Source organism: Streptomyces sp. WG5, from assembly GCF_049974565.1.
Taxonomy (GTDB): Bacteria; Actinomycetota; Actinomycetes; order Streptomycetales; family Streptomycetaceae; genus Streptomyces.
The window spans coordinates 64,434-87,660 of record NZ_JBNGGC010000029.1; the positions used below are offsets into that span (position 1 = coordinate 64,434).

General features: G+C 69.5%; 21 protein-coding genes and 1 pseudogene. 12 read left to right on the forward strand and 10 right to left on the reverse strand.

Annotation, left to right across the window (positions count from 1 at the left end; translation table 11 throughout):
* Positions 1-289: 289 nt before the first annotated feature.
* A complete protein-coding gene (locus ACP4IX_RS26760) occupies positions 290-1,540 on the reverse strand; it encodes a DUF418 domain-containing protein (protein ID WP_426556989.1) in 1,251 nt (416 codons plus the stop codon).
* 686 nt (positions 1,541-2,226) lie between these two features.
* On the opposite strand from ACP4IX_RS26760, the gene ACP4IX_RS26765 reads away from it, so the two are divergent.
* The 3 genes and pseudogenes from ACP4IX_RS26765 to ACP4IX_RS26775 form a co-directional block, all read left to right on the forward strand.
* Positions 2,227-2,853, forward strand: coding sequence for a response regulator (locus ACP4IX_RS26765; protein ID WP_426557050.1), 627 nt, complete (start codon positions 2,227-2,229; stop codon positions 2,851-2,853).
* Entirely contained in the window at positions 2,850-3,971 is a 1,122-nt protein-coding gene (locus ACP4IX_RS26770; RefSeq protein WP_426556991.1) for a sensor histidine kinase, read from the forward strand. Before ACP4IX_RS26765 ends, ACP4IX_RS26770 begins: the two co-directional genes overlap by 4 nt.
* Positions 3,972-3,990: 19 nt before the next feature.
* Positions 3,991-4,206, forward strand: a pseudogene (locus ACP4IX_RS26775) (hypothetical protein); the annotation flags it as partial.
* 776 nt (positions 4,207-4,982) lie between these two features.
* On the opposite strand, the gene ACP4IX_RS26780 reads toward ACP4IX_RS26775, so the two are convergent.
* The 7 genes from ACP4IX_RS26780 to ACP4IX_RS26810 form a co-directional block, all read right to left on the reverse strand.
* Positions 4,983-5,576 carry a site-specific integrase gene (locus ACP4IX_RS26780; protein ID WP_426556993.1) on the reverse strand — a complete coding sequence of 198 codons (594 nt, stop codon included), beginning with the start codon at positions 5,574-5,576 and terminating at the stop codon, positions 4,983-4,985.
* Positions 5,577-5,670: 94 nt separating this feature from the next.
* Positions 5,671-6,402, reverse strand: coding sequence for an SMI1/KNR4 family protein (locus ACP4IX_RS26785; protein WP_426556995.1), 732 nt, complete (start codon positions 6,400-6,402; stop codon positions 5,671-5,673).
* 11 nt (positions 6,403-6,413) lie between these two features.
* Positions 6,414-7,234, reverse strand: a protein-coding gene (locus ACP4IX_RS26790; protein ID WP_426556997.1) for an IS5 family transposase whose coding sequence is annotated in 2 segments (ribosomal slippage) — positions 6,414-6,895 and positions 6,895-7,234 — 822 coding nt in all. Because the reading frame shifts where the segments join, the coding sequence is not laid out codon by codon here.
* A gap of 250 nt (positions 7,235-7,484) precedes the next feature.
* Positions 7,485-8,567, reverse strand: a complete 1,083-nt coding sequence (locus ACP4IX_RS26795; protein ID WP_426556999.1) for a tartrate dehydrogenase — start codon at positions 8,565-8,567, stop codon at positions 7,485-7,487.
* Between the two features lie 180 nt (positions 8,568-8,747).
* Positions 8,748-9,653, reverse strand: coding sequence for a LysR family transcriptional regulator (locus tag ACP4IX_RS26800; protein WP_426525870.1), 906 nt, complete (start codon positions 9,651-9,653; stop codon positions 8,748-8,750).
* An 85-nt stretch (positions 9,654-9,738) separates the two neighbouring features.
* Complete coding sequence (gene dctA / locus ACP4IX_RS26805; RefSeq protein ID WP_426557001.1) at positions 9,739-11,220, reverse strand: C4-dicarboxylate transporter DctA; 1,482 nt, start codon at positions 11,218-11,220, stop codon at positions 9,739-9,741.
* A gap of 588 nt (positions 11,221-11,808) precedes the next feature.
* Complete coding sequence (locus ACP4IX_RS26810; protein ID WP_426557003.1) at positions 11,809-11,970, reverse strand: hypothetical protein; 162 nt, start codon at positions 11,968-11,970, stop codon at positions 11,809-11,811.
* 8 nt (positions 11,971-11,978) lie between these two features.
* Between ACP4IX_RS26810 and ACP4IX_RS26815 the strand changes: the two genes are divergently transcribed.
* From ACP4IX_RS26815 to ACP4IX_RS26835, 5 genes are all read left to right on the forward strand, one after another.
* Positions 11,979-12,398 (forward strand): glycoside hydrolase family 3 N-terminal domain-containing protein, encoded by a 420-nt coding sequence (locus ACP4IX_RS26815; protein WP_426557005.1) that lies wholly within the window; start codon positions 11,979-11,981, stop codon positions 12,396-12,398.
* A gap of 52 nt (positions 12,399-12,450) precedes the next feature.
* Positions 12,451-13,887 (forward strand): carboxylesterase family protein, encoded by a 1,437-nt coding sequence (locus ACP4IX_RS26820; protein ID WP_426557007.1) that lies wholly within the window; start codon positions 12,451-12,453, stop codon positions 13,885-13,887.
* Between the two features lie 418 nt (positions 13,888-14,305).
* Positions 14,306-15,814 (forward strand): GMC family oxidoreductase, encoded by a 1,509-nt coding sequence (locus tag ACP4IX_RS26825; protein ID WP_426557009.1) that lies wholly within the window; start codon positions 14,306-14,308, stop codon positions 15,812-15,814.
* Positions 15,815-15,964: 150 nt separating this feature from the next.
* Positions 15,965-16,987 carry an alcohol dehydrogenase catalytic domain-containing protein gene (locus ACP4IX_RS26830; RefSeq protein WP_426557011.1) on the forward strand — a complete coding sequence of 341 codons (1,023 nt, stop codon included), beginning with the start codon at positions 15,965-15,967 and terminating at the stop codon, positions 16,985-16,987.
* Positions 16,988-17,042: 55 nt separating this feature from the next.
* Positions 17,043-17,501 (forward strand): DUF4440 domain-containing protein, encoded by a 459-nt coding sequence (locus ACP4IX_RS26835; protein WP_426557013.1) that lies wholly within the window; start codon positions 17,043-17,045, stop codon positions 17,499-17,501.
* Positions 17,502-18,368: 867 nt separating this feature from the next.
* Here the strand turns inward: ACP4IX_RS26835 and ACP4IX_RS26840 are convergent.
* Positions 18,369-19,304, reverse strand: coding sequence for a helix-turn-helix domain-containing protein (locus ACP4IX_RS26840; RefSeq protein WP_426557015.1), 936 nt, complete (start codon positions 19,302-19,304; stop codon positions 18,369-18,371).
* A 128-nt stretch (positions 19,305-19,432) separates the two neighbouring features.
* Here ACP4IX_RS26840 and ACP4IX_RS26845 point away from each other — a divergent pair, with 128 nt between their 5' ends.
* Entirely contained in the window at positions 19,433-19,819 is a 387-nt protein-coding gene (locus ACP4IX_RS26845; RefSeq protein WP_426525854.1) for an MmcQ/YjbR family DNA-binding protein, read from the forward strand.
* Positions 19,816-20,184 carry an MmcQ/YjbR family DNA-binding protein gene (locus ACP4IX_RS26850; RefSeq protein ID WP_426557017.1) on the forward strand — a complete coding sequence of 123 codons (369 nt, stop codon included), beginning with the start codon at positions 19,816-19,818 and terminating at the stop codon, positions 20,182-20,184. The genes ACP4IX_RS26845 and ACP4IX_RS26850 overlap by 4 nt, the downstream gene beginning before the upstream one ends.
* 205 nt (positions 20,185-20,389) lie before the next feature.
* On the opposite strand, the gene ACP4IX_RS26855 is transcribed toward ACP4IX_RS26850, so the two are convergent.
* Positions 20,390-20,560, reverse strand: coding sequence for a hypothetical protein (locus ACP4IX_RS26855; protein WP_426557019.1), 171 nt, complete (start codon positions 20,558-20,560; stop codon positions 20,390-20,392).
* Positions 20,561-20,802: 242 nt separating this feature from the next.
* Between ACP4IX_RS26855 and ACP4IX_RS26860 the strand changes: the two genes are divergently transcribed.
* Positions 20,803-21,213 (forward strand): four-helix bundle copper-binding protein, encoded by a 411-nt coding sequence (locus tag ACP4IX_RS26860; protein ID WP_426525850.1) that lies wholly within the window; start codon positions 20,803-20,805, stop codon positions 21,211-21,213.
* A gap of 138 nt (positions 21,214-21,351) precedes the next feature.
* Positions 21,352-23,196: a thiamine pyrophosphate-requiring protein gene (locus tag ACP4IX_RS26865; RefSeq protein ID WP_426525848.1), complete on the forward strand. Its 1,845-nt coding sequence runs from the start codon at positions 21,352-21,354 to the stop codon at positions 23,194-23,196.
* Positions 23,197-23,227 lie beyond the last annotated feature (31 nt).

Genomic DNA, 23,227 nt, shown 5'->3' on the forward strand with positions numbered 1-23,227 from the left:
CCCCCCCACGGCACTGACCACGGCGGAAATGCCCGCGCAGCCGACGCCTGGGCCATGACGGCCATCGGCCTACCGGAGACCTGCACGACCTTCGCCTGCCTGCCCCAAGCCATCGAGCGCCATGGCTGAGACGCGCGCTGTCTCTGCACCGTTCGGTCCCAAGAGGGAACTTTCGCCCACGGGCGGTCGGCCCGCTGGCGCACGGCCGAAGCCCGCAGGGGCTGGTCCCCTTGCGGGCAGCGAGGGCCGTCGAGGCCGGGCGCGTCGGCCAGCCGCCCCCGGCCCGCTCTCATCGGACGTACTTCGCCAGCCTGGTGGCGGCGTTGAGCAGCGACTCCAGCGGCCCGCGGCGGAAGAAGCGGGACCAGACCGCGGCGAACACGATCGCCCCGAGGACGAACGTGAGCGCGGGCACCCAGGAAACTTGGCTGCTCTCACCGGTCGGCATCCCCGCCACGGACTGCACGGCGAAGTGGCCGACGTAGGCCGTCAGGGACATGGCGCCCACGGCGGTGATCGGCTTCGCCAGGCGGCGCAGGAGCGGCAGACGGTCCATCAGCGCTGTCGCGGACACGATCACGAGGATCGCTACGCCCACGCTGCCGATGATGTCGAACGTGGTGCCGCTGTGCGGCCCGGCGGACAGCAGATCAGAGACCGCTCCCTGAGCTTCGAAGGACCCGCTGTCGAAGGACGCCGGCTCGGAGCCGGCGGACGACTCCCCGCCCTCCGCCATGCTCCGCAACGCGTCCTTGCCCGCCAGTAGCAGGGACATGCCGTACGCGGTCACGGTGAGGGCGGCACCGAGCGCGGCCAGACGCCACTGAACGGCGACGGCGGACAGGTCGAGGCGGGCCAGCGCCATCCCGGCGACCACGAACGGCATCCACGTAATCGTCGGGTAGAAGCCGGTGAGCAGCAGATCGAGCACTCCCACGTCGCTGAGTGCCTTGAGCGGGTCGTAGGTGTTGACGCTCTGCTGGACGGACTCGCTCAGCAGCGACTTCAGGACGAACGCCAGCTGCGGTGTGACCAGGGCGAGCCCGGCAGCGATCACCGCGAGCGTCCCGGCGCGCAGCCGTACCAGGGGCAGGGCGAGGAGGAAGTAGACGCCGTAGAAGGCGAGGATGATCACGCCCCCGTACTCCATCGCCAGGGCGGTGCCCAGCGCCAGCAGGACCACGGCGCGGATCGCGATCCGCGCCTTTGCCTGTCGGCCGGCCAGGCCGGTCTTCGGCTCCCTGCGGCCGGCGATCAGCATCAGCGAGAACCCGGCGAGCGTGGCGAACAGAACCGACGAGTGGCCGTCGGCCAGGTAGCGTACCCAGCTGCCGACGCCGTCCGTGGCCGACAGTGGGGGCCCGATGTGGACTATGTACATGCCGAACACCGCCAGCGCACGGGCCACGTCCAGCCCGACCATGCGTCGCACAGACACACCGGCCGAGGCGGGCACGGCGGATTCGGGCGAGGTCCGGGTCTGCGGAGGGGAATGCTCCTGCGGCCCTGATGTCTCGTGTGGCGGCTGCGTATATGTCATGGAGACAACCTCATGGTGACGCGGAGTGACAGACCATCCGGCAGCCTTCGGTGACGGCCCCGCCGTTCGGCCGGTGTCGCCCCGCCGGACGGCGGGGCGGTACCGCGGCCGCTGCCTCGGAGCGGGCCACTTGCAGCGCCGGGGAGGAGGCGCCCGCAGCTACCCGGCGACCGACATCCCTACTTGATAAGGGCGTTGGCCTCCACGACGGCCAGGCCGAGGAGCGCGTCCGCCGTGCCGATCGCCATAGAGGAGCCCCAGGTACGGCCTCCAGCGCGGGCGGAACGGCGCAAGCGCAGAGACGAGCGGGGCAGGGTCAGGGGGTCCTCCAACGGTACGGAGATCGGCTGCGGCCCGCCGGTCCGGCCGACCACCCACCGTCCCACCGCGACAGGGCCACAGGTTCCATCCGCCAGGGTTCTCCCTCCTGCCCGCCGAAGGGCCGAAGCGCTCCCCCCGAACGGCTGGGACGGGCCTGTCAGGTGGCGGGCGTCGCCTCGTGATCGAGCGTCGCGTGCCGCCGCGGACGTACGCTCGGCAGCGAGCGAATTCATACGGGGCCGGAATGCCCTGCGCCGCGTACGAGTCGCCGAGAACCCAGACAGGGCAGACGAGTGTGAGGCGGAACGCCGGTGATCCGGGTAGTGGTGGTGGACGACGAGGCCCTGGTGCGATCCGGCTTCCAGATGATCCTGAACGCGTCCGACGGCATCCGGGTCGTGGCGACCGCGGAAGGAGCGCAGGCGGCTGACGTGATCCGCCGCGAGATGCCGGATGTCGTGCTCCTCGACATCCGCATGTCGGACGTGGACGGTCTGACCGTCCTGCGGCAGATCCAGGCTTTGCCCGAACCACCGCACGTGGCCATGCTGACCACGTTCGACACCGATGAGTACATCCTGACCGCGCTGCGCTCGGGGGCCGCCGGCTTCCTCCTCAAGGACACCGAACCCGAACAGCTCGCCCACCTGGTGCGGACCTTGGCCGCGGGCGGGGTGGTGATGTCGCCGAAGGCCACACGTGCCCTGCTGCGCGGTCACCCGGGGGCAGGAGCACCCCAGGACGCGGACGTGGCGCGCGTGGGCCTGCTCAGCGACCGGGAACGTGACGTCCTCGTCCTGGTTGCGGAGGGACTGTCCAACGCCGACATCGGCACCCGCATCCATCTGAGTGCCGGCACCGTCAAGGACCACGTCAGCTCGATCCTGACCAAGCTGCGGGTCTCCAGCCGTGTCCAGGCGGCACTGCTCGCGGAGCGGGCCGGACTGCTCAGCAAGAGCGGTGACGACACGTCGCGGGACAAGGGGCGATGAGCACAGGCCAGGCACTGAGGCGGAGAGTGCCGCCCTGGGCCGTCGACGTGGGACTCGTCGTGCTCGCCGTGCTCGACGCCTGGATCAACCTCTTCGACGAGGGCACCCCCCTCGTGTGGTCCTGCGTCGCCATCGGCAGCACAGGACTGTTCCTGCGCAGGCGATTTCCGCTGACCGTCTTCCTGCTGACTCTGCCCATGACGGTCTTCATGGACGTGGCGGTAGCGCCGATCGCCGCCCTGTACACACTGGCCACGGCCACCCGCAACCGTCGGCTGCTGGTCGGCTGCGCCCTGCTGCACGCGGCGGCGGGCACCCTCGCCTGGCCCCTGTCCGACACGTTCACCGGCGACCGGACCTGGACGCTCATCCAGTTCGTCTACACGCTGGCCACAGCCATCGCCCCGGTCCTGTGCGGCCAGCTCGTCCAAGCCAGGCGCGACGTGGCACGCCAGCTCAAGGAGGCGGAAGAGGCCCGGGAGCACGAACGCGCCCTGCACGCCCAGACCGTCCTCGCCCACGAACGGGCCCAGCTGGCCCGCGAGATGCACGACGTCGTCTCCCACCAGGTCAGCCTCATCGCCGTACAGGCCGGAGCGCTACAGGTCGCCTCCAAAGATCCCGAAGCCCGCGAGGCCGCCCGCACCATCCGCTCCCTGAGCGTGAACACCCTCGATGAACTCCGTCACATGGTCACCCTGCTCCGCGCCTCCGGTGGCAAGGAAACCGAACTCGCCCCCCAGCCCACCCTCGCAGATCTCCAGCAACTGATCGCCAACAGCGGCATCGAGACGACCCTGACCGGCGAGCTTCCGGCCGCCATCAGCACAACTGCCCAGCGCACCGTCTACCGCACAGTCCAAGAAGCCCTCACCAACGTGCGCAAGCACGCGCCCGGAGCCCGCGCCGAGGTTTGCCTGTGGCACGACGCCCACTATTTCGGCGTCACCATTACCAACACAGCACCCACGCGCCCGGCCGTCGCGCTGCCCAGCTCCCGCCAGGGCCTGATCGGCCTGCGAGAGCGCGCCGAACTGCTCGACGGCACCTTCACCGCCGTACCCACCCCGCAAGGCGGGTACAAGGTCGAACTACGCGCCCCCGCCCGGCCCGACTGAAACCGACCCCACGAGCACCCGCCGTACCCTCGACCGCCCGAAATCACACCGCGACGAGCCGGACGCCATCGTTGCTGAGCACGTGACCCTGCACCACCACCCAGCCCGTGTCCTACGTGAGACCCAAGCCAAACCGCGCATCCTGCACCGTCACGCCCACGCTCCTGGCCCTGTGCCGACGCGCTGGATCCTGCCCTGCCCTACACCAGCCACGCAGACTGCCCGTGCGGCCTGAGGCAGCCCACCACACGAGCAGCCCTGATGGCGGAGGCTGGACCGATCCCACCCCAATGAAGATAATTTACGGGCCAGTCCTCAGCGTACGACCGGCCCTCTGGTGGGTGTCACGGCCGAGTGGACCCGACCAAGTGGCTGACCTCTCGGGCAAAGCAGTTATTGAGGCATGGGCCTATCTCGCGAATTTCCGATGCGGCGCTCGTACTAGTTACGGAAGTGCGAATCGACGCCCACACGGACATCCCTGAGACAGTGATGCGCCGCGGCTTCGCCACAGGCCGGGATCGCCAGTTCAGCTGCCCCAATGGCCAGCCACCCTCACACGGACGAGCGCGTACGATCGCAAATCAGGCACTCGGGAAAGTCGCGTCCAACCGGCTGCAAGGGCCGCCGACCGCATCGTGCACGCCAGAGCGTGCGATCCCAGAGAAGCCGCACTGGATTGCTCACCGATGCGGCTTCGCCGTCTCGAGGATCCGAGCAGAGATCCCTTCAGGACGGACCTCAGTGGGGGCCTCGCCATATCACCCTCGTGTCACACCGCAATCACCAACTGGGCGGACCGTCCCGGACCAAGACGTTCTGACCTGCACTTTCCTGCCCGCGCTGGACTGCCGTAGACGTCCCTGGACGGTCTCTACAACCTGTGCCATGTGGTACCGAGGGACGGTCCCAAGATCAGCACGGGGAGGTGTTCTGGCCCGTCAAGGCGGTATTGCAGCGTTTCGATCTTGGCTTCGGTCACGGGTTCACACCTTCATCTGTCACGATCTGTCACACGCCCCCTGCGAGACCTCCCCATGCCTCCGCCGCTGGAAGCAGGTCCGCCACGTCCGGCTTCACGTACCACTTCTTCGTCGTCTTCACGTTGGTGTGCCCGGCCCACATGGCGAGCAGGTGATCCGGCACCCCATTGTTGGCCAGGTACGTGAGGCAAGACGCCCGAGCATCGTACAGACGGACCCTGCGAAGGCCGTTTGCGTCCATTGTTTTGTAGGCCCGCGTTCGGAGCTGCCGACTGTTCAGCGCGCCCCCAAGTTCATCCACGAGCACATACCCGCCGCCCTCGTACCCCTCACCCGCCGCCAGGGGTTCCCCTGCCTGCGTGGCGCGGAATGTCTTCAGCGCCTCCCGTACGAGGCTCGGAATCGGCAACACACGCTCCCCCGCCATGCTCTTCGTGTCCTTCTCCACCACCGTGCGGTTGCCCATCATGGTCCGGGTGTTGGCGATGCTGAGCGTGGCTGCGTCCAGGTCGATGTCCGACCACCGCAGGCCGCAGACCTCCGCCGGACGGAGCCCCATCACGGACAGCAGCAGTGGCGCGAACAGGCGGTCACTCTTCATCGCAGCGACGAAGGCACCCACCTCCGAGGCGTTCCACGGCTCGACAACCTCCTTACTGACCGTTTCAGAATGAGCTGGACGTGCAATGCGACATCACGCCTGCTCGTAAGAGCAGTCACAGGACTTCACCCCAGACGTCGCCGCCGTCAGCCCAGGTCCACAGCCATTTTCGTAGTGAGGCGGTCGCATGGTGAAGGCCGTCGTGAGGGCCCTCCCCGAAGGTGTGACCGTCGGCGTCGTAGAGAAGCACTGGGTTGTCGACTGCGCTCAATGAGACATGCCATTGCATCGTGCAGCCGCCGTAGGCGAGAAAGAGCCACGATGGTGGCGTGCCCTCTGACAGGTCGCGTTCGTGGACGCTGGCCGCGCACGGCCAGTCGCGCACGTGCCCTGGGGCCCGGTTGCCGTCGGTCAGGGAGGCAAGCCCGCCATCGGGTCCGAATCCTCCGTTGGCGACCTCGGTGTAGAGACGCCGAAGCAGTTCGGGAAGACGGCGCCCGATTCTGTGCTCTGCCTTCTCGATGTCTGACAGGGAGATCGGAGGGAACAGCGGCCCACGAGGGGCGTCGGCGTAGTAGTCGGTCACCTCCTCGGTCTCGGCCTTGAGCTCAACCGTCCCGTCACTGCCATACGAAACTATGTCGTCTCGCAACTGCTCCAACCGGGGCTTGCCATAACGCTCGACGATCCACGCGACAGGGACGTCCGCGCGGTCGAATCGCAGACCCGGATCCCATGCACGATCCTGCAGGGCTTTGATCAACGCGTCGTCGTCCGCCTCTCGCCTGGTCTCCGGGCTGGGCTCATGGCGGAAGGGCGCAGGTACGCCGTGGGGAGAAGAGGTCACGCGTCAGGAGCCTACTGCTGCACGTCGACTGCCTTCGGAAGCCGTCTGAGGCAGATGATTCCGCAGGCGAGTTCGAGCATGCCTTGATGGAGGTCGGCGCGTCGCTCGTAGCGGGTGCGGAGTCGTCTGAACTGGTGGAGCCAGGCGGAGGCGCGCTCGACCACCCACCGGACCTTCCCCAGTCCGGAGCCGTGGGCGACACCGCGCCGGGCGATCACGGGTTTGATGCCACGCTTCCACAGCAGGCGGCGGTACTTGTCGAAGTCGTAGCCCCGACCCGCGTACAGTCGCCGAGGCTTGCGGCGGGGGCGTCCCCGCTGACCCCGGATGGATGGGACCGCGTCCAACAAGGGCAGGAGCTGGGTGACATCGTGCCGGTTGCCGTCGGTGAGCGTGACGGCGAGCGGGGTTCCGTGACGGTCGACGATCAAGTGGTGCTTGGAGCCGGGGCGGGCCCGATCGACGGGCGATGGGCCGACGTGATCCCCCCTTTGAGGGCCCGGACGTGCGAGCCGTCCACGGCGCAGTCGTCCAGGTCCAGCAGGTCGGCGCGGCGCAGCTCGGTCAGCAGGTCGGCGTGCAGGCGTGGCCAGACGCCGGCCTCGGTCCAGTCCCGCAGCCGGCGCCAGGCCGTCACCCCGGAGCAGCCCGCAGTCCCCGCGGGGACGTCACGCCAGGCGACACCGGCCCGCAGTACATACAGGACGCCGGCGAGTGCGATTCGGTCGGGAACACGCAGCCGCCCCGGATGGCGGCGGCGCCGCTCGGGAGCGGGCGGCAGCAGCGGAGCTACCCGCTCCCACAAGTCGTCAGGAACAAGATCAGCACGCACTCCGGACACCCTGCCGCCCAAGATCACTAAGCGCAGGACCCGCAGCTCAACTCATTCTGAAACGATCAGTAAGGCGCCGAGGACGCCGACTTCTCCTCGCCTCTTGCCTGTCGGCAAGGCGCCGCGGACTGCACGGCACACAGCCGTGCCGGGCTCCGAGGTGGGGCCCGGCACGGTTGGTTCGCCCGGTCCGCGGGCGCGACGTTGGTGCGGACCGGGACGCTTGCGGTGCCGCCGTCGAGACGGCGTGTCAGTTGGCCAGAGCGTCGATGAGTGCTTTGGTGACGTCGCCCGTGGTAGCGGTACCGCCGACATCGCGCGTGAGGATGCCGGCGCCGGTGACCGTTTCGATGGCCTTGTTCAGTCGGGCGGCCTGGTCGGGTAGACCGAAGTGGTCGAGCATAAGGGCGGCGCTGCCGACCGCGCCGATGGGGTTGGCCAGGCCCTGGCCGGCGATGTCGGGGGCGGAGCCGTGGACGGGTTCGAACATGCTGGGGAAGCGGCGTTCGGGGTTGAGGTTGGCGCTGGCCGCGAGGCCGAGGCTGCCCGCGAGGGCGCTGCCGAGGTCGGAGAGGATGTCGGCGTTGAGGTTGGAGGCGACGACGACGGACAGGTCCTCGGGGTGCAGGACGAACTTGGCGGACATGGCGTCGACCAGGACGCTCTCGGTCTCGACGTCGGGGTAGTCGGCCGCGACGCGCTTGAAGACGTCGTCCCACAGGACCATGCCGTACTGCTGGGCGTTGCTCTTGGTGACGGAGGAGACCTTGCGGCGGGTGCGGGTGCGTGCGAGGTCGAAGGCGAAGCGGATGATGCGTTCGCAGCCGACCTCGGTGAACAGGGCTGACTGGACGGCGACTTCGCCGCCGGCGCCGCGGCCGGCGAGGTTGCGGCCGCCGAGGCCGGCGTATTCGCCTTCGCTGTTTTCGCGGACGACGACCCAGTCGAGTTCGGTGTCGTCGGCCTTGCGCAGGGGGCTGGTGATGCCGGGCAGGAAGTGCACGGGGCGGACGTTGGCCCACTGGTCGAAGCTCTGGCAGATCCTCAGGCGCAGTCCCCACAGGCTGATGTGGTCGGGGACGGTGGGCCAGCCGACGGCGCCGAAGTAGATGGCGTCGAAGTCCTTGAGCTGTTCGAGGCCGTCGTCGGCCATCATCTTTCCGGTGCGGGCGTAGTAGTCGCTGCCCCAGTCGAACTCCTGCCAGTCGAAGGCGAAGGCTTTGTCGGAGGCGTCGGCGAGGGCGTCCAGGACGGCGCGTCCTGACGCGACGACCTCCCCGCCGACGCCGTCGGCGGGAATGGCCGCGATACGGAAGGTTCGGGTCTCGGGCACGGGGAGCCTCCAGTTCTTGGACAGGGCCAGCGCCCGTGCTCAGCCGGGCTGGGGCGAAGGGGATCGGGTGCTGATCTGGTGTGCTTTCGAGTCAACCGGTCGGCGGCAGGTTCCGTCCAAGACGTGCTTTCGATACGACTCATAGGGGTGGCCGATCGGTGCAAGGACTGTGGCGTGCCGTCACGCCTGGGGGTCGTGCCCCCGTCGTGCGGCCAGGGCGCGGGTGAGGTCGAGGAAGGCCCGTGCGCCGGGGGTGAGGTGGTTGGCCAGGCTGATCATCGCGACGTGGAGGTGGGCGGTCGGCGCGAGGGAGGCGACCACCAGTCCGCAGCGGCGGGCCAGTCGGGTCCAGGCGGCCGGCAGCACGGCGATGCCCACGCCGGTGAGCACGAGCGGCAGGATGGAGGTGCGGTGGTCCACGACGGCGACGATCTCCGTGTTCCCGCTGCGGGCGGTGATGTCGTCGACGATGGTGCGCATCAGGCTGCCCGGGCGGGAGGCGATCAGTTCGTGCCCGGCCAGGTCCGCGGGACTCAGGACGTCGCCGTCATGGAAGCCCGCGTCGGCCGCGGAGACGACGACGAACGGTTGTTCCTCCACCGGCAGGACATCGATGCCGGTCGCGGTCACCGGCCGGGCGGCTCCCAGCAGCCCCAGCTCGCAGGCGCCGCTGCGGACCAGGTCGACGGTCTCCTCCGGGGTGAAGGCCGCCCGGGTGTTCACGGTGACGCCAGGGTGCAGTTCGGCGAACCGGTGGATCAGCGTGGTCAGCGGCTCGATACCGGGTGAGGGCATGGCGGCCACCTCAACCGTGCCGCGGCCGAGCCCCGCCAGGTCGGCCGCCCGCGCCCGTACGGCGTCGAGATCGCGCAGGACGCGGCGGCTCGGCTCCAGGAGCTGGGCACCGGCTTCACTCAGGACTACGCCGCGGCCCATGCGGTGGAAGAGGGAGACCCCCAGATCGGCCTCCAGGTTCGCCATCGCCTGGGACAACGACGGCTGCGCCACGTGAAGCGCGGCGGCGGCCTTGCTGAAACCGCCGTGCTCCACGATGGCGAGGAAGTACTGCAACTGCCGGGCGTCCACTCTGCCTCCCCTACCGCTTGCTATAGGGGAAACCTATCGAACGTGCGCAGGCCTCCGGCCAGTCAGGAAAGCTGGTCCACGCCTCTCAGGCCGACCGCGAAGGAACGGCGGAGGGCATGTCGCCAGCTGGGGCCGGCCCCGGGCCCGGCTGACCGGAGACCGGTCCCTCCGTGGCCGCGGCGTCTTGTTCCTTCCGCAGCGACGTCACGCCGTCTCGGTCAGGCTTGCCCAGTACAGCCTCCGGTTCAGGTAGCTCCTCCACGGGCTGTCCGGCCAGCACGCGGCGCGCTCGTTCGACGTCCAGTCCGTTCTCCCACCGCGCGACGAACAGGGTGGCGACCGCATTGCCGCAGAAGTTGACGATGGCCCGGCACTCGGACATGAACTTGTCGATACCGAAGACGAGCATGATGCCTGCGGCAGGGACGTGGCCAACAGTGGACAGCGTCGCGGTCAGGGCGATGAACCCGCCGCCGGCCACACCGGCCGCGCCCTTGGACGTCAGCAGCATCACGGCGAGCAGGCCGAGCTGCTGGCCTGCCGACAGCGGGGTGTCGGTGGCCTGGGCGATGTAGAGGGTGGCCAGGGAGAGGTAGATCGCCGCGCCGTCGAGGTTGAAGCTGTAGCCGGTCGGCACGACGAGACCGACGGTGGGCCGGTCGACTCCCATGAACTGCAGTTTGCGCATCAGCCCCGGCAGTGCCGGTTCGGCCGTGGACGTACCGAGCACCAGCAGCAGTTCCTCCTTGAAGTACCGCAGCAGCTGGAAGATGTTGAGCTTCACGTAGGCGGCCAGCACGGTTCCGAGGACGACCACGACGAAGAGGATCGAGGTGACGTAGAACAGCAGGATCAGCGAGCCGAGGCTCGTGAGGGTGGAGAGGCCGAACTTGCCGATCGCGAAGGCCATCGCCCCGAAGGCGCCCAGCGGAGCTGCCTTCATCACGAACGCCAGGACCTTGAAGACGACTTCGGTCAGCCGGTTCACGGACGCGATGATCGGCTCGCCCGCCTTGCCCACCATCTTCAGCGCGATGCCGAAGAGCACGGCCAGGAAGATGACCTGGAGGATGTCCCCGTCGACGAACGCGCCGAAGAAGCTGTCCGGGACCAGGTTGGTCAGGAACTCCCACCAGTGCTGGTGCTCGCCCTTCTCGATGTACTGGCCGGCGTCCCCGGAGGTGTCCAGCTCGCCCACGTCGGCGTGCACGCCCTCGCCGAGCGGGAAAAGGTTGATGGCCATCAGGCCCGCCGCCATGGCCACGATGGTGCCGATCTGGAAGTAGGCGAGCGCCTTGACTCCCGTGCGGCCCACCTTCTTCAGGTCCGCGACCCCGGCGATGCCGCCGATGATGGTCAGGAACACGATCGGGCCGATGAGCATCTTCATGGCGGTGACGAACGTGGTGCCGATCGGCTCCATCGAAGTGCCCAGATCCGGCCACCGCCAACCGAGCACGATACCGACGACAATGGCTACCAGGACCTGTACGTAAAGCTGTCGGTACCAGGGCTTGGCCCCCACCACGCCGTTGCCGCCCGCGGCTTCATCCGGGGTGTGCGTCATTGCAACCTCCATCCAGGCACGGCTGAACACCACCGACGCGCCACGAGAAGGTCCGATCCGGACGGCCACGACGACGATGTCTTGTGCGGCGCCGGGCCCGACCGGCACCGCTCTCACTAACGGGTCAGTGAAGCCGGTCACATGCAGGGAGGTCCACGACGAAAAATCGATGGCCTGTATAGGCGCAACCAATGGGTGTTCCGCCCAGGATTCACTACCGGTCGGCCGTCGCTTCACCTTGAGGTGACGAGTCGTTGTCTGACGGCTCTGGCGGCTGGGAAGTCGCCCAGCTGTCCTGCGCGAAGCAAGCTTCTGTGTGCGGGGCCGGGGTGGATGCCGGAGAGGTCGCTCACGACGATCGGGGAAGGTTCGGTCGGCCGGCTCGGCCGAAATCGCCTCGGCCCTCCTGCTCAATGCCCCCGATCGCGTCGACCTACTCAACGCGAGGACGGATGGCATCTCGCCGCCGCTCATGTCCGCTGTATCGGGGCCATACCCCCGGCCGTACGCAAGGCCCTGGCTTGGCAGCGGGCGAGTCTCGGACCGGGTGACGAGGGTTCGGGGAGGCGACAGCCCGATGGGACCCGCCTACGCCGAGGCCCCGTTGACCCGCATGGGCAGCGGGCTGCCGTCCGGGGCGGGGGAGCCGCAGGAGTCACGGATGACGAGGTGGGTGGGGACAGAGGCGTTGGCGGGGCTCCGGCCGTGGTCGAGGGTGTCGGTGAGGAGGCGCACCGCGGCCTGCCCCATCTCCCGCAGTGGCTGGCACGCGGCTGGGTATCCCGGTGACGGTCTCCACCGACCCGCGGCACGGCGTGTTCTCGTCACCGCTGACCGGTCAGACCCTGGAGGCGCTCTCCCGTTGGCCCGAGCACACCGGCATGGCCGCGCTGCCCGAAGCCGAGCGGCGGGTCCAGGAGTACGGCGACGTCGTACGCCGCGAGTACCTGGCCCTCGGATTCCGGGTCGCGCTCGGCCCGATGGCCGACATCTACAGCGACCCACGCTGGTCACGCGGATATGGAACGTTCGGGGAGGACCCGGGCACGGTGGCCCGGCTGACCGCCGCGTTCATCCGCCGACGAATGTCACCGGTCGACCATCAGCTGTCCGCCTCCGAATGCCTGATGCGCCAGAGACCGACACACCATGGAAGAGCGCCGCGGTGTTCCCCATGAGATGACGCCGCACACCAACGCGACACCCTCCGCTGTGCCCGAAGGAGACGCCATGACCGCCACCACACCTACGGCCCCGACTGCACCAGGGGTTCGGTCCTGGTGGGGAATTCCGTACGCCACCGCCGAGCGGTTCCGCCGCCCCGTGGTCGCGGACTTCGATCCGGACCTCCCTTATGACCGCAAGGGCGTCGTCTCCGTCCAGCCCGACAGCGGCGACTGGCTGGGGGCGGACAGCGGGATGGGCGAGAACTGCCTGAACCTGAACGTGTGGGCTCCCCAGGAGCCTGCCGGCAAGGCGCTGCCGGTGGCCGTGTACATCCACGGCGGCGGATTCGAGTACGGCGCCAACACGCAGATCACCTCGAACGCCTCCGGTCTCGCGGCGACGGGACGCGTGGTGGGCGTGTCGATCAACTACCGGCTCGGCGCTCTGGGCGGGGTCTCTCTGTCGCAGTACGGGGGAGCGCTCGCCGAGGCCAGCAACCTCTGTCTGCAGGACGTCATCGCCGCGCTGACCTGGATCAGGCAGAACATCGCCTACTTCGGCGGCGACCCCGGCAACGTCACCCTCTACGGCCACAGCGCCGGCGGCTTCTCCGCCTTCGGGCTGCTCGGAGCTCCCGCCGCCAACGGCTTGTACCGACGTCTGGCCGGGTTCTCCGGCGCCGCCTCGCGCGTCCAGCCGGCCTGGTGGGCCGAGGAGCTCGCGCACCGGTTCGTCACCGAACTCGGCGTCGCGGACCAGCCGGAGAAGCTGCTCGACCTGGATGCGGCATCCCTGGTGCCCGCTCTGCACAAGGTCCTCCCCACGGACCTCGGCGTCCGCGCCGGAATGGATTCCAAGGCCATCGGCGTCGTCCTGGACACCGGACAGCCCGGAGCGGTGCTGCGTGCCCACCCCATGGACGTACTCGCCTCCGGTACACACCGCGACGTCGACATCCTGCTGAGCGCGGCCAGTGACGAGATGGGCTGGTGGGTGGCGAACGACCTCGACCGCTTTGACCCCCACACCGTCGAGGCCATCACCGACGAGGTCGCCGGCTGGCGTATTCCGCGCTCGCGCGCGCAGCAGATCGTCGATGCCTGCAACCAGGGTGGCCGCACTCCGGCCGAGGTCCGCTCCGCGCTCCTGACGGACTACATCTACGGGCTCCCCGCCGCGCGCGCCGCCCTGGCCCACGCCGCCGCAGGCGGCAACGCTCATCTCCTGGTAGTCGGACCCGCCAAGAACGTGCCCGCCGTCCACGGCAGCGAGATGCACGCCCTCGTCGGCCAGGAACAGCCGGGCCGCAGCGCCGAGCAGGCAGAGCGCGACACGCGTATCCGCGACATCGTGCTCGACTTCGCCACTGGCGAGCTGGGCCGCCTGTGGCCCGCCGTCGTCGATCAGCCCACTTCGGGAAGCGTCGGCAACCCGCCCTTCGAGGCCACCGCTCGCTACCAGGCGACCCTCGACCTGTGGAAGGGCATCGACCGCCCTTGACGGTCACCAGGCGACACAGGGACGCAGAACAGCGCAGGGCCGTCGTCGTTACCCAGCCCAGCAGCCTGGACGCCTGGCCAGGGATATACCGGTCCCGTGCAAGCCGCAGTCTTCGGTGGGGCCGGGCCTGGGACCGGCGGGTCCAGGGCCCGGAGAGCGAAACCCAGCTGTGGCAGTCAAGGAGGAGACGCGCCGCCAGAACGGAGCCGCGAGCCCCGGCCCGCGGGCGGCACACCTCCCGGCGCGCCGGGCGAGAAATGCCATGGGTGACGGGCGGCGGGCTGTCCGTCGGCCGTCGCGGCATGGGCCGACGGAGTGGCGAATGGTTGTCGTGGCATCGTCCGCCGGTGGCTCGGGGCAGCCGGGTGGAACGCTGAGCCCGGCCAGCGAGCGGACAGCACCAGGGGAAGTGGGAACCGTGGACGAGTGGGATGTGATCGTGGTCGGTGCGGGGTCCGCCGGAGGGGTGCTGGCGGACCGGCTGAGTGAGTCGGGGAAGCGTTCGGTGCTGCTGCTGGAAGCGGGACCGGACTACGGCAGCGAGGCAGCCCGGATGCCCGAGGACGTGGCCGCCGGCCCGCGGGAGACCCTCAGCCACGACTGGGGGTCAGTCAGCGAACCCGGCAGCCTGGGTCGCGAGATCCCCGTGGCCCGCGGGAAACTGGTGGGCGGCTCCTCTGCCGTCAACAACGCCATCGCCCTGCGCGGGCACCCGCAGGACTACGACGGCTGGGCAGCGCGAGCCGGTACCGCGTGGTCCTTCGAGAACCTGCTGCCCCACTTCCGTACCGTCGAGCACGACCTGGACTTCACCACGCCCTGGCACGGCACCCACGGCGCCGTGCCCGTGCGCCGCTACCGGCCCGAGGAACTCCACCCCCTGCAGCGGGCCTTCCAGGACGCCTGCCTGGCTCTTGGATACCCGGCGGTGGAGGACCACAACGCACCCGGGACCCAGGGCATCGGGCCGGTGCCGGTCAACCGGATCGACGGCATCCGGCAGAGCACCGCCCTGACCTACCTCGCCCGCGCCAGAGACCGCCGCAACCTCACCCTGCGGGCCGACACGCTCGTGGACCGCGTCGTCCTGGAGAGGGGCCGGGCGGCCGGGGTCCGGCTCGCCGACGGACAGGGCACCGTCCTGCGGAGTCGGAGGGTGATCCTCGCCGCCGGCTCCTACGGCAGCCCGGTCCTGCTGATGCGCTCCGGCATCGGCCCGGCCGCACACCTGCGCGACCTCGGCATCCCGGTCGAGTCCGACCTCGCGGGTGTGGGCGGCAACCTCCAGGACCACCCAGTGACCACCCTCACCTTCCCCGCCGACGCCGCCCCGCCCCAGGCGCACACCGCCCTCATGCAGATGTTCCTCACCTGTGCTTCCGGCGAGAACACCGGCACCGACCTGCACGTCTTCCCGCTGGGTCCGGAGACGGACGACGACGGCGGCACCGTGCTGACCCTGTACGTCTGCCTGCTGCGGCCCCACTCCCGCGGGCAAGTGCGGCTGCGCTCGAACGACCCCCGCCAGGGGCCCCGCGTCGACCTCGGGTTCCTCACCGACCCCCGGGACAGCGAACGCCTGGTGGCGGGCATGCGGCTGGCCCGCCGCCTGGCACACACCCCGCCCCTGGACGGCCTGCTCGGCGCCGAGCAGGCCCCCGGCCCCGCCGCGGCCACCGACGCACAGCTGCACCAAGCGCTGCGCCGGTCCGTCACCACCTACCAGCACCCGGTGGGAACCTGCCGCATGGGCCCGGCCGGCGATACCAAGGCTGTCGTGTCCCCCACCGGCGCCGTCCACGGCGTCGAGGACCTGTATGTGATCGACGCCTCGGTGATGCCGGGCCTGCCCACCGCCAATCCCAACCTCACCACCATGGCCCTCGCCGAACACTGCTCCGCCGCCCTGACCGCGCGGAACCGCTGATGAGGAGTGAGCGGGCCGGTCGTAGCCGGCCCAGGATGCCGCCATAGGCGCCTCGGCAGATGGGGGCCGGGCGGCAACCGGGTACACCGCCGCGTCCGGAGCCACGGCTCCGAGTTCACATCTTCAGGGGGACACGGAAAGGAGTTCGACATGAGCCAGCCGACAGCAGCCGACGGCGCCACACCCGCAACGATGCGGGCCGTCGTCGTCACCCACCCGGGCGATCTCGACGCCCTGGAGATCAAGGACGTGCCGCTACCGGTCCGCAACCCCGGCTGGGTGCGGATCAAGGTGAAGGCGTTCGGCGTCAACGAGTCCGAGGTCACCACCCGCAAGGGAGAATCGGACGCCGAGGTCACCTACCCGCGTATCCCCGGCATCGAGGGCGTCGGCGTCATCGACGAGGCCGATGAGAACAGCGGGTTGCGCCCTGGACAGCAGGTCGCGACCATGATGGGCGGCATGGGCCGGCGGTACGACGGCGCCTACGCCCCGTACGTGACCGTCCCCGCCGAGCAGGTCATCCCCTTCGAGACCAGCCTGCCCTGGGACGTGGTCGGAGCGCTGCCGGAGATGTTCCAGACGGCGTACGGTTCGCTGACCCGGGGCCTGGACCTGAAGGCCGGGCAGACGCTGCTGATCCGTGGCGGCACCTCCACGGTCGGGCTGAGCGCCGCCACGCTCGCCAAGGACCTCGGCGCCACGGTGCTGTCCACCACCCGCAACCCGGAGCGGGCCGTGGAACTTCGGGCCTTCGGCGTCGACCATCCGCTGGTCGACGACGGCCGCATCGAGGAGCAGGTGCGCGCCCTGGTACCGGACGGCGTCGACACCGCGCTGGAACTGGTGGGCTGCTCGGTGCTCCCCGACACTCTCCGCACGGTGCGCCGTCATGGCACCGTCTGCTTCACCGGCGCCCTGGCGGGCGAGTGGACCATCCCCCACTTCACCCCGTTCATGATCCCCGGCGGGGTTCGGCTGACCTCCTACGGGGGCGAGGCACGTGACCTGCCCGCCGAGGTGTTCCAGCGCCAGCTCGACGCGATCGCGGCCGGACACATCAAGCCTCCCATCGCGGGGGTCCACCACGGTCTGGAGCAGGTCCGCGCCGCCCAGGCCGACGTCGAGTCCGGTACGACGCCGGGCAAGCCCGTCGTCGTCCTCGGCGACTGACGAAGCCCACCATCTCTTGTCCGGCGCCGGCCGCGGCATGCACGAAAGGAAGATCATGACTACCGTCCCTGACTACGAGGCGAACTACACCGCCGAGCAGAAGCAGCTCGCCGAGCACCTCATCGGGCTGGAGAAGAGCGCCCTGGACAAATGGTTCAACGGCGACGTCTCCGGATACCGGGAACTGTGGTCGCGCAGAAGCTTCACCTACTTCGACGGCGCCCATCTGGAACGCGTCGAGGACCACGAGACCATCGACGCCTTCCTGGACGGAGTGAACGGAAAGCTCCATGCCGACGCGTACGACTTCCGTAGCCCGCGCGTGCAGTTCGGAGGCGACACGGCACTGCTGACCTACCAGCTGTACGCGGACACCAACCTCATCGACATGAAGTACAACTGCATCGAGCTCTACCAGAAAGAAGAAGACTCTCAGTGGCGCATCATCCACTCCACCTGGTCGTTCATTCGCCCGATGGACATGGACTTCGGCTCCGCTGAGACGGTCGTCTGAGAACCCTTTCCGCGCTCCTCCGGCGGCAGCGATCGACCCGCGGACGGTTCGCGAGGTGAACGCGACCTCCGCCGGCCCAGGAAGGTCTGCTCGGCTGAGGCAGGCACGCGCCCCGCGGCACGTGGTGGCGGCGGCCCCGAACGCTTTCCTTCCACCGATCAGGTCCTGGAACGGCTCGCACGGCTACCGGTTCATCGATGGCCCGTGGCGCATCGCTCACTGCGACGCATGGCGAGCGGGGCCCCGCCGGCGCCTGTGCAGTCAGCATCTGCCCGGCGCCGCCCCCGTCGCACCGATCAGCGAGACACCCGCCCCGCGGCACCAACGCAACCCAATGACCGAGCGTAAGGACCCCGATGACCGAGACCGCAACCGACGCCTACAGCTCCTTCACCGTGACCGACCTGGAATCGACCCGCACCTTCTACCACGGCTACTCGGGCTGCAGGTGGAAGACCGGGACGGGATGCTCACCCTCTACCTCCCGGGCGGCGCGAGCACCGTCGCGTACACCCACCCCAACCACCAACCAGCCCGATTCACCATCCTCAACATCGTCGTCCCTGACCTCCCCAGTGCTGTCGCGGACCTCACCCGACGAGGCGTGGATTTCGAGCACTACGACGGAACGCCCATGCAGACCGACCCGGACGGGATTTACCGCGCCAGCGGCCCTGGTTCGCCTGGTTCACCGACCCCTCCGGCAACGTTCTTGCCGTCTGCGAACGCGACCTCCGCACGGACAGCGCGACCCGTCCCGACTGACGACGGCAAGTGGTACACCGTGCACCCCCGCTGGACGTGCGCGCGCAGACCGCGAAGGCAGCCGTCTCCTCCTGACGGGCAAGGCGCCTCCGCCGCGTTGCGTCACGCCCCGGTCCTCGCCTCGCGGGCAGCGAAGGCGGACGGGGTGAGACCGGTACGGTCGCGGAAGAAGCGGCCGAAGTTCGCAGGGTCGGTGAAGCCGAGGTGGCCGGCCACACTCCGGGCGTCCCACCGGGCACCTCCCAGCAGGCGCCTTGCTTCGAGCAGGCGGCGCTCGTCGATGAGTTCACGCACCCCCTTGCCGGTGGCGGCCCGGGCGGCGCGGCTGAGGGTGCGCACCGAGCAGCCGAGCAGCTCGGCGTAGTCCGCCGCCCGGTGCAGTTCGCGGAAGTGCAGCTCCAGGGCGTCCGCGAACCGGCCGTAGGTGTCGCCCCGGCCCGCGCCGGCCGACGTCGCGTCCGCGGGGGCGATGCCGGGGGCGTTGGCCAGGCGCAGCAGCAGCGATTCGAGCAGACTGCGCCGCAGGGCATGGTGGACATCGAGAGGGCGGCGTCCGAGCGCACGGTGTTCGTCGAGGAGCTGCAGTGCCGTCTGGTGCAGCCAAGTGGCGTCGTCGGGGTGCGGGCTCAGCACGGCAGGGGCCTCGTGGGCAGTGAGCGGGGCCAGCAGGCGGGCCGTGGCGGGTGTCAGGACGTCCGGCTCGAACAGGATGAACGGGCCGCGGGCGGCGCCCGGCGGATGCCAGCACTGCGTGTGCCCGGGCCGCACCCACAGCCACTGGCCGGGGGTGACGGTCCGCGTGAGGTGGTCGACGTCGTGCCGCAGTACGCCCTCGGTGACCGCGATGAGGTAGTGGAAGGTGGCGCGGCCCGGCCGGGGAGGGTTCCACGGCCAGTCGTCGTGCTCGGCGAAGAAGTCCTGCACGGTGCTCACCTCCAGCCCGAGGGGCGTGCCGACCGGGGGCTGGAAACCGTACAAGGGGACCTTGGCCGGTCCGGCCGGGCCATTCGAGGCTGGTTGTCGCCTATCGACCATCATGTGTCCGCAGTCTACTGCCCGTTTTCGGTGGATTACGGGCACGGATGAAGTGTGCCGCCGCAATTGCGGGGCGCGCACTTGGCGGTTCACCGCAACGTAGCCCGCCGCCACTTCAAGGAGGACAACCCATGACTTTGCACAAGACCGCCGCCGACTGCGCGCAGGAGCTTCCCGGAGCCGAGCTGGATCATCCCTTCGGGGACGACTGGGAGGTCTTCAAGGTGCGCGGCAAGGTGTTCATGCTGATGACCGAGGTCCCCGGGCGACCCGTCGTGATCCTCAAGTCGGACCCGGGCGAGGCCCTGGCCTTGCGGGAAGACAGCAGCCACATCACCCCCGGATACCACATGAACAAGAAGCACTGGATCACTCTGGAGGACGGGGAGGGCATCGACACGAAGCTGGTCCGGGAGCTCGTCACCGAGTCCTACCGGCTCGTCGTCGCCCATCTGCCCAAGGCCGAGCAGCCCGTCGACCCGCACACCTACGCCGGCGGCACGCGGGCCGCCCGGTGAGCGCGGCCGGCGACCGGCTCCAGGACACCGCCCGCAAGACGGCCCTCGCCCTGCCCGACGTCAGCCACTCACGCCCCTTCACCCCCCAGCTCGACGTGTACAAAGTCGCGGGCAAGGTGTTCCTCATCGTCACCGACGACCCGGACGAACAGATCATCACGGTCAAATGCGAACCCGAACGCGCCCGCGCCCACATGCACGCCCACGCCACGATCACACCGGGCCGCTACCTCGACAAACGCCACTGGATCACACTCGGAGCGGGCCCCGGCATCACCAAACGGCTGATCACCGACGTGGTCGAGGACTCCTACGACCTGGTCGTCGCGCGGCTGCCCGAGCGTGATCGCCCCCGCCCCCGATGAGCACCCTCGGCGCGCGCCCGCCAGCGGCTGATCCGACACCTACCAGCGCCCCCTACGCTCGCCGCCGACCGAGAGAACCATGGAACCGACCCTGCCGCTCTTCGACGAGGGGCCCGCCCGTCCACTCGCCGACCGGCCCTGCCCGCGAGGGTGCCGTCGATGCGCAGCTCCTCGCCCCCGTACCCGGCGTCCAGACCGCGGCCGGTCAGTTCACGCAGCACTCCTTGCTGCAGGTCGGCCAGGAAGATACCGACCCTGCCCAGGCCCGCGCGGCGGCGTGGGCGGCCACCAGGGCCGGCAGGTCCTCGAACGCCGACAGGTGACTGGCCCGGATCAGGGCGGTCAGCACGCCGGCCGGGTCCTCGTACACCGCCACGGCCGATTCCCCCCGCGAGGGGACTGCCCGCGTCCGTCCGTCGCCCTCGTCGAAAGAGGCCTGGGCCTGCTGGTGGCTGATGAAGACGGGAAGCCCGGAACACACTGTCGCCGTCGGCCTACTGCAGCCGGCAGCGCATACGTCCGCGTTCCGGCGGGTTTCCCCGCCGTCATTCGGTGTTACGCGTCAAGGGTCGGGGCCCATTCGGAGTCCCACTGCCACCGCACTTACTGGAGACTCGCATGAACACTGCTGTCCGGGACATGCTCGCCGCTTACCCCGCCGACCTGGGCGGTGTGGATCGTGACAAGCTCGCCCACTGCATCGAGGAGTGCGTCGCCTGCGCTCAGGCGTGCACGGCCTGCGCGGACGCCTGCCTGTCGGAGGACATGGTCGCCGAACTGACCAAGTGCATCAGGACCGACGCCGACTGCGCCGACGTCTGCGCCGCGACGGCCGCCGTCCTCTCCCGCCACACCGGTTACGACGCCAACGTCACCCGGGCCGTCCTCACGGCGTGCGCCACCGTCTGCAAAGCCTGCGGTGACGAGTGCGCGAGCCACGCCGAGCAGCATGAGCACTGCCGCGTCTGCGCCGAGGCGTGCCGCCGTTGCGAGGAAGCGTGCAACGACCTGCTCGCCTCCCTCGGCTGACGCCCGCGCGGCCGAGGCGGGCCCCACGGGGGCGACGTTTCCCGCGTAGCCAGACGGTTACCCATGGGCTGTGTCATGCCCGCGGGCGTCCAGACGCCGGGACAGCCGTTCACTATCGAGATCGGAAACGGAGTTTGCATGGCCAGCACGAAGGTGTCCGACTACATTCTCCAGCGGTTGCGCGACTGGGACGTCGACCATGTCTTCGCCTACGCGGGGGACGGCATCAACGGGCTGCTGGCCGCTTGGGGACGCGCGGACAACAAACCCAAGTTCGTCCAGGCCCGGCACGAGGAGATGGCTGCCTTTCAGGCCGTCGGTTACGCGAAGTTCTCCGGCAAGGTCGGCGTGTGCGCGGCGACGTCCGGACCGGGCGCGATCCACCTGCTGAACGGGCTCTATGACGCCAAGCTCGATCATGTTCCCGTCGTGGCCCTGGTCGGGCAGACGAACCGCAGTGCGATGGGCGGCTCCTACCAGCAGGAAGTGGACCTGGCCAGCCTGTACAAGGACGTCGCCTCGGACTTCTGCGAGACGGCCACGGTCCCCGAGCAGTTGCCGAACCTGATCGACCGGGCCTTCCGTACCGCGTACGCCAAGCGCACCGTCACGGCGATCATCCTTCCCGGCGACGTGCAGGAGCTGGACTACAGTCCGCCCACGCACTCCTTCAAGATGGTGCCCTCCAGCCTCGGAATGGGACGGTACGCGCCGGTCCCCGCCGACGAGGACCTCCAGCGGGCCGCCGACGTGCTCAACTCAGGCGAGAAGGTCGCCGTCCTGATCGGGCAGGGCGCCCGTGGCGCCCGCGCCGAGGTCGAGCGGCTGGCCGACGTGCTCGGTGCCGGCGTTGCCAAGGCCCTGCTCGGCAAGGACGCCCTGCCCGACGACCTGCCCTATGTCACCGGTTCCATCGGGCTGCTGGGCACCCGTCCCTCGTACGAGCTGATGCAGGAGTGCGACACCCTGCTGATGATCGGCTCCAGCTTCCCGTACACACAGTTCATGCCGGAGCTGGACCAGGCCCGGGCCGTGCAGATCGACATCGACCCGCACATGATCGGCCTGCGCTACCCGAACGAGGTCAACCTCGTCGGCGACGCGCGCGAGACCCTCCAGCGGCTGCTGCCCCGCCTGCACCGCAAGGAGGACCGCTCCTGGCGGGAGAAGATCGAGAAGAACGTCGCCCGCTGGTGGGAGGTCATGCAGCGCCGCGCCGCCGTCAGCGCCGACCCGGTCAACCCCGAGTACGTCGTCCACGCCCTGGACGGCAAGCTGCCCGACGACGCGATCCTGAGCGCCGACTCCGGCTCGGCCGCCAACTGGTACGCCCGTCACCTGCGGCTGCGCGGCCGGATGCGCGGCTCCCTGTCCGGCACCCTGGCCACCATGGGCCCCGGCGTGCCCTACGCCATCGGCGCCAAGTTCGCCCACCCCGACCGGCCCGCCATCGCCCTGGTCGGTGACGGCGCGATGCAGATGAACGGCATGATGGAGATGGTCACCGCCGCGAAGTACTACCGCGAGTGGTCGGATCCGCGGCTGATTGTGGCGGTGCTGAACAACGGCGACCTCAACCAGGTCACCTGGGAGATGCGCGCCATGTCCGGCGCCCCGCAGTTCGAGGAGTCCCAGCACATTCCCGACCTGCCGTACGCGGACATCGCACGGTCGTTCGGTCTGGACGGGGTCCGGGTGGAGAAGCCCAAGCACGTCGAGTCCGCCTGGGATCAGGCCCTCGCCGCGGACCGGCCCTTCGTCATCGACTTCCGCACCGACCCGGCCGTCCCGCCGATCCCGCCGCACGCCGAGCTGGACCAGATCGAGGCCGCAGCCGCAGCGATCCTCAAGGGTGACAGCGACCGCGGCTCCATGGTGAAGCAGGGATTCAAGGCGAAAGTGCAGGAGATGCTGCCCGGCAGTCGCCACCGCGACGACCGCCCCGGCGCCGGACCGCACGACAGCACCGAAGAGAACAAGTGACCCAGGCGGCCTCATCAGGTCAGGTTCTCCG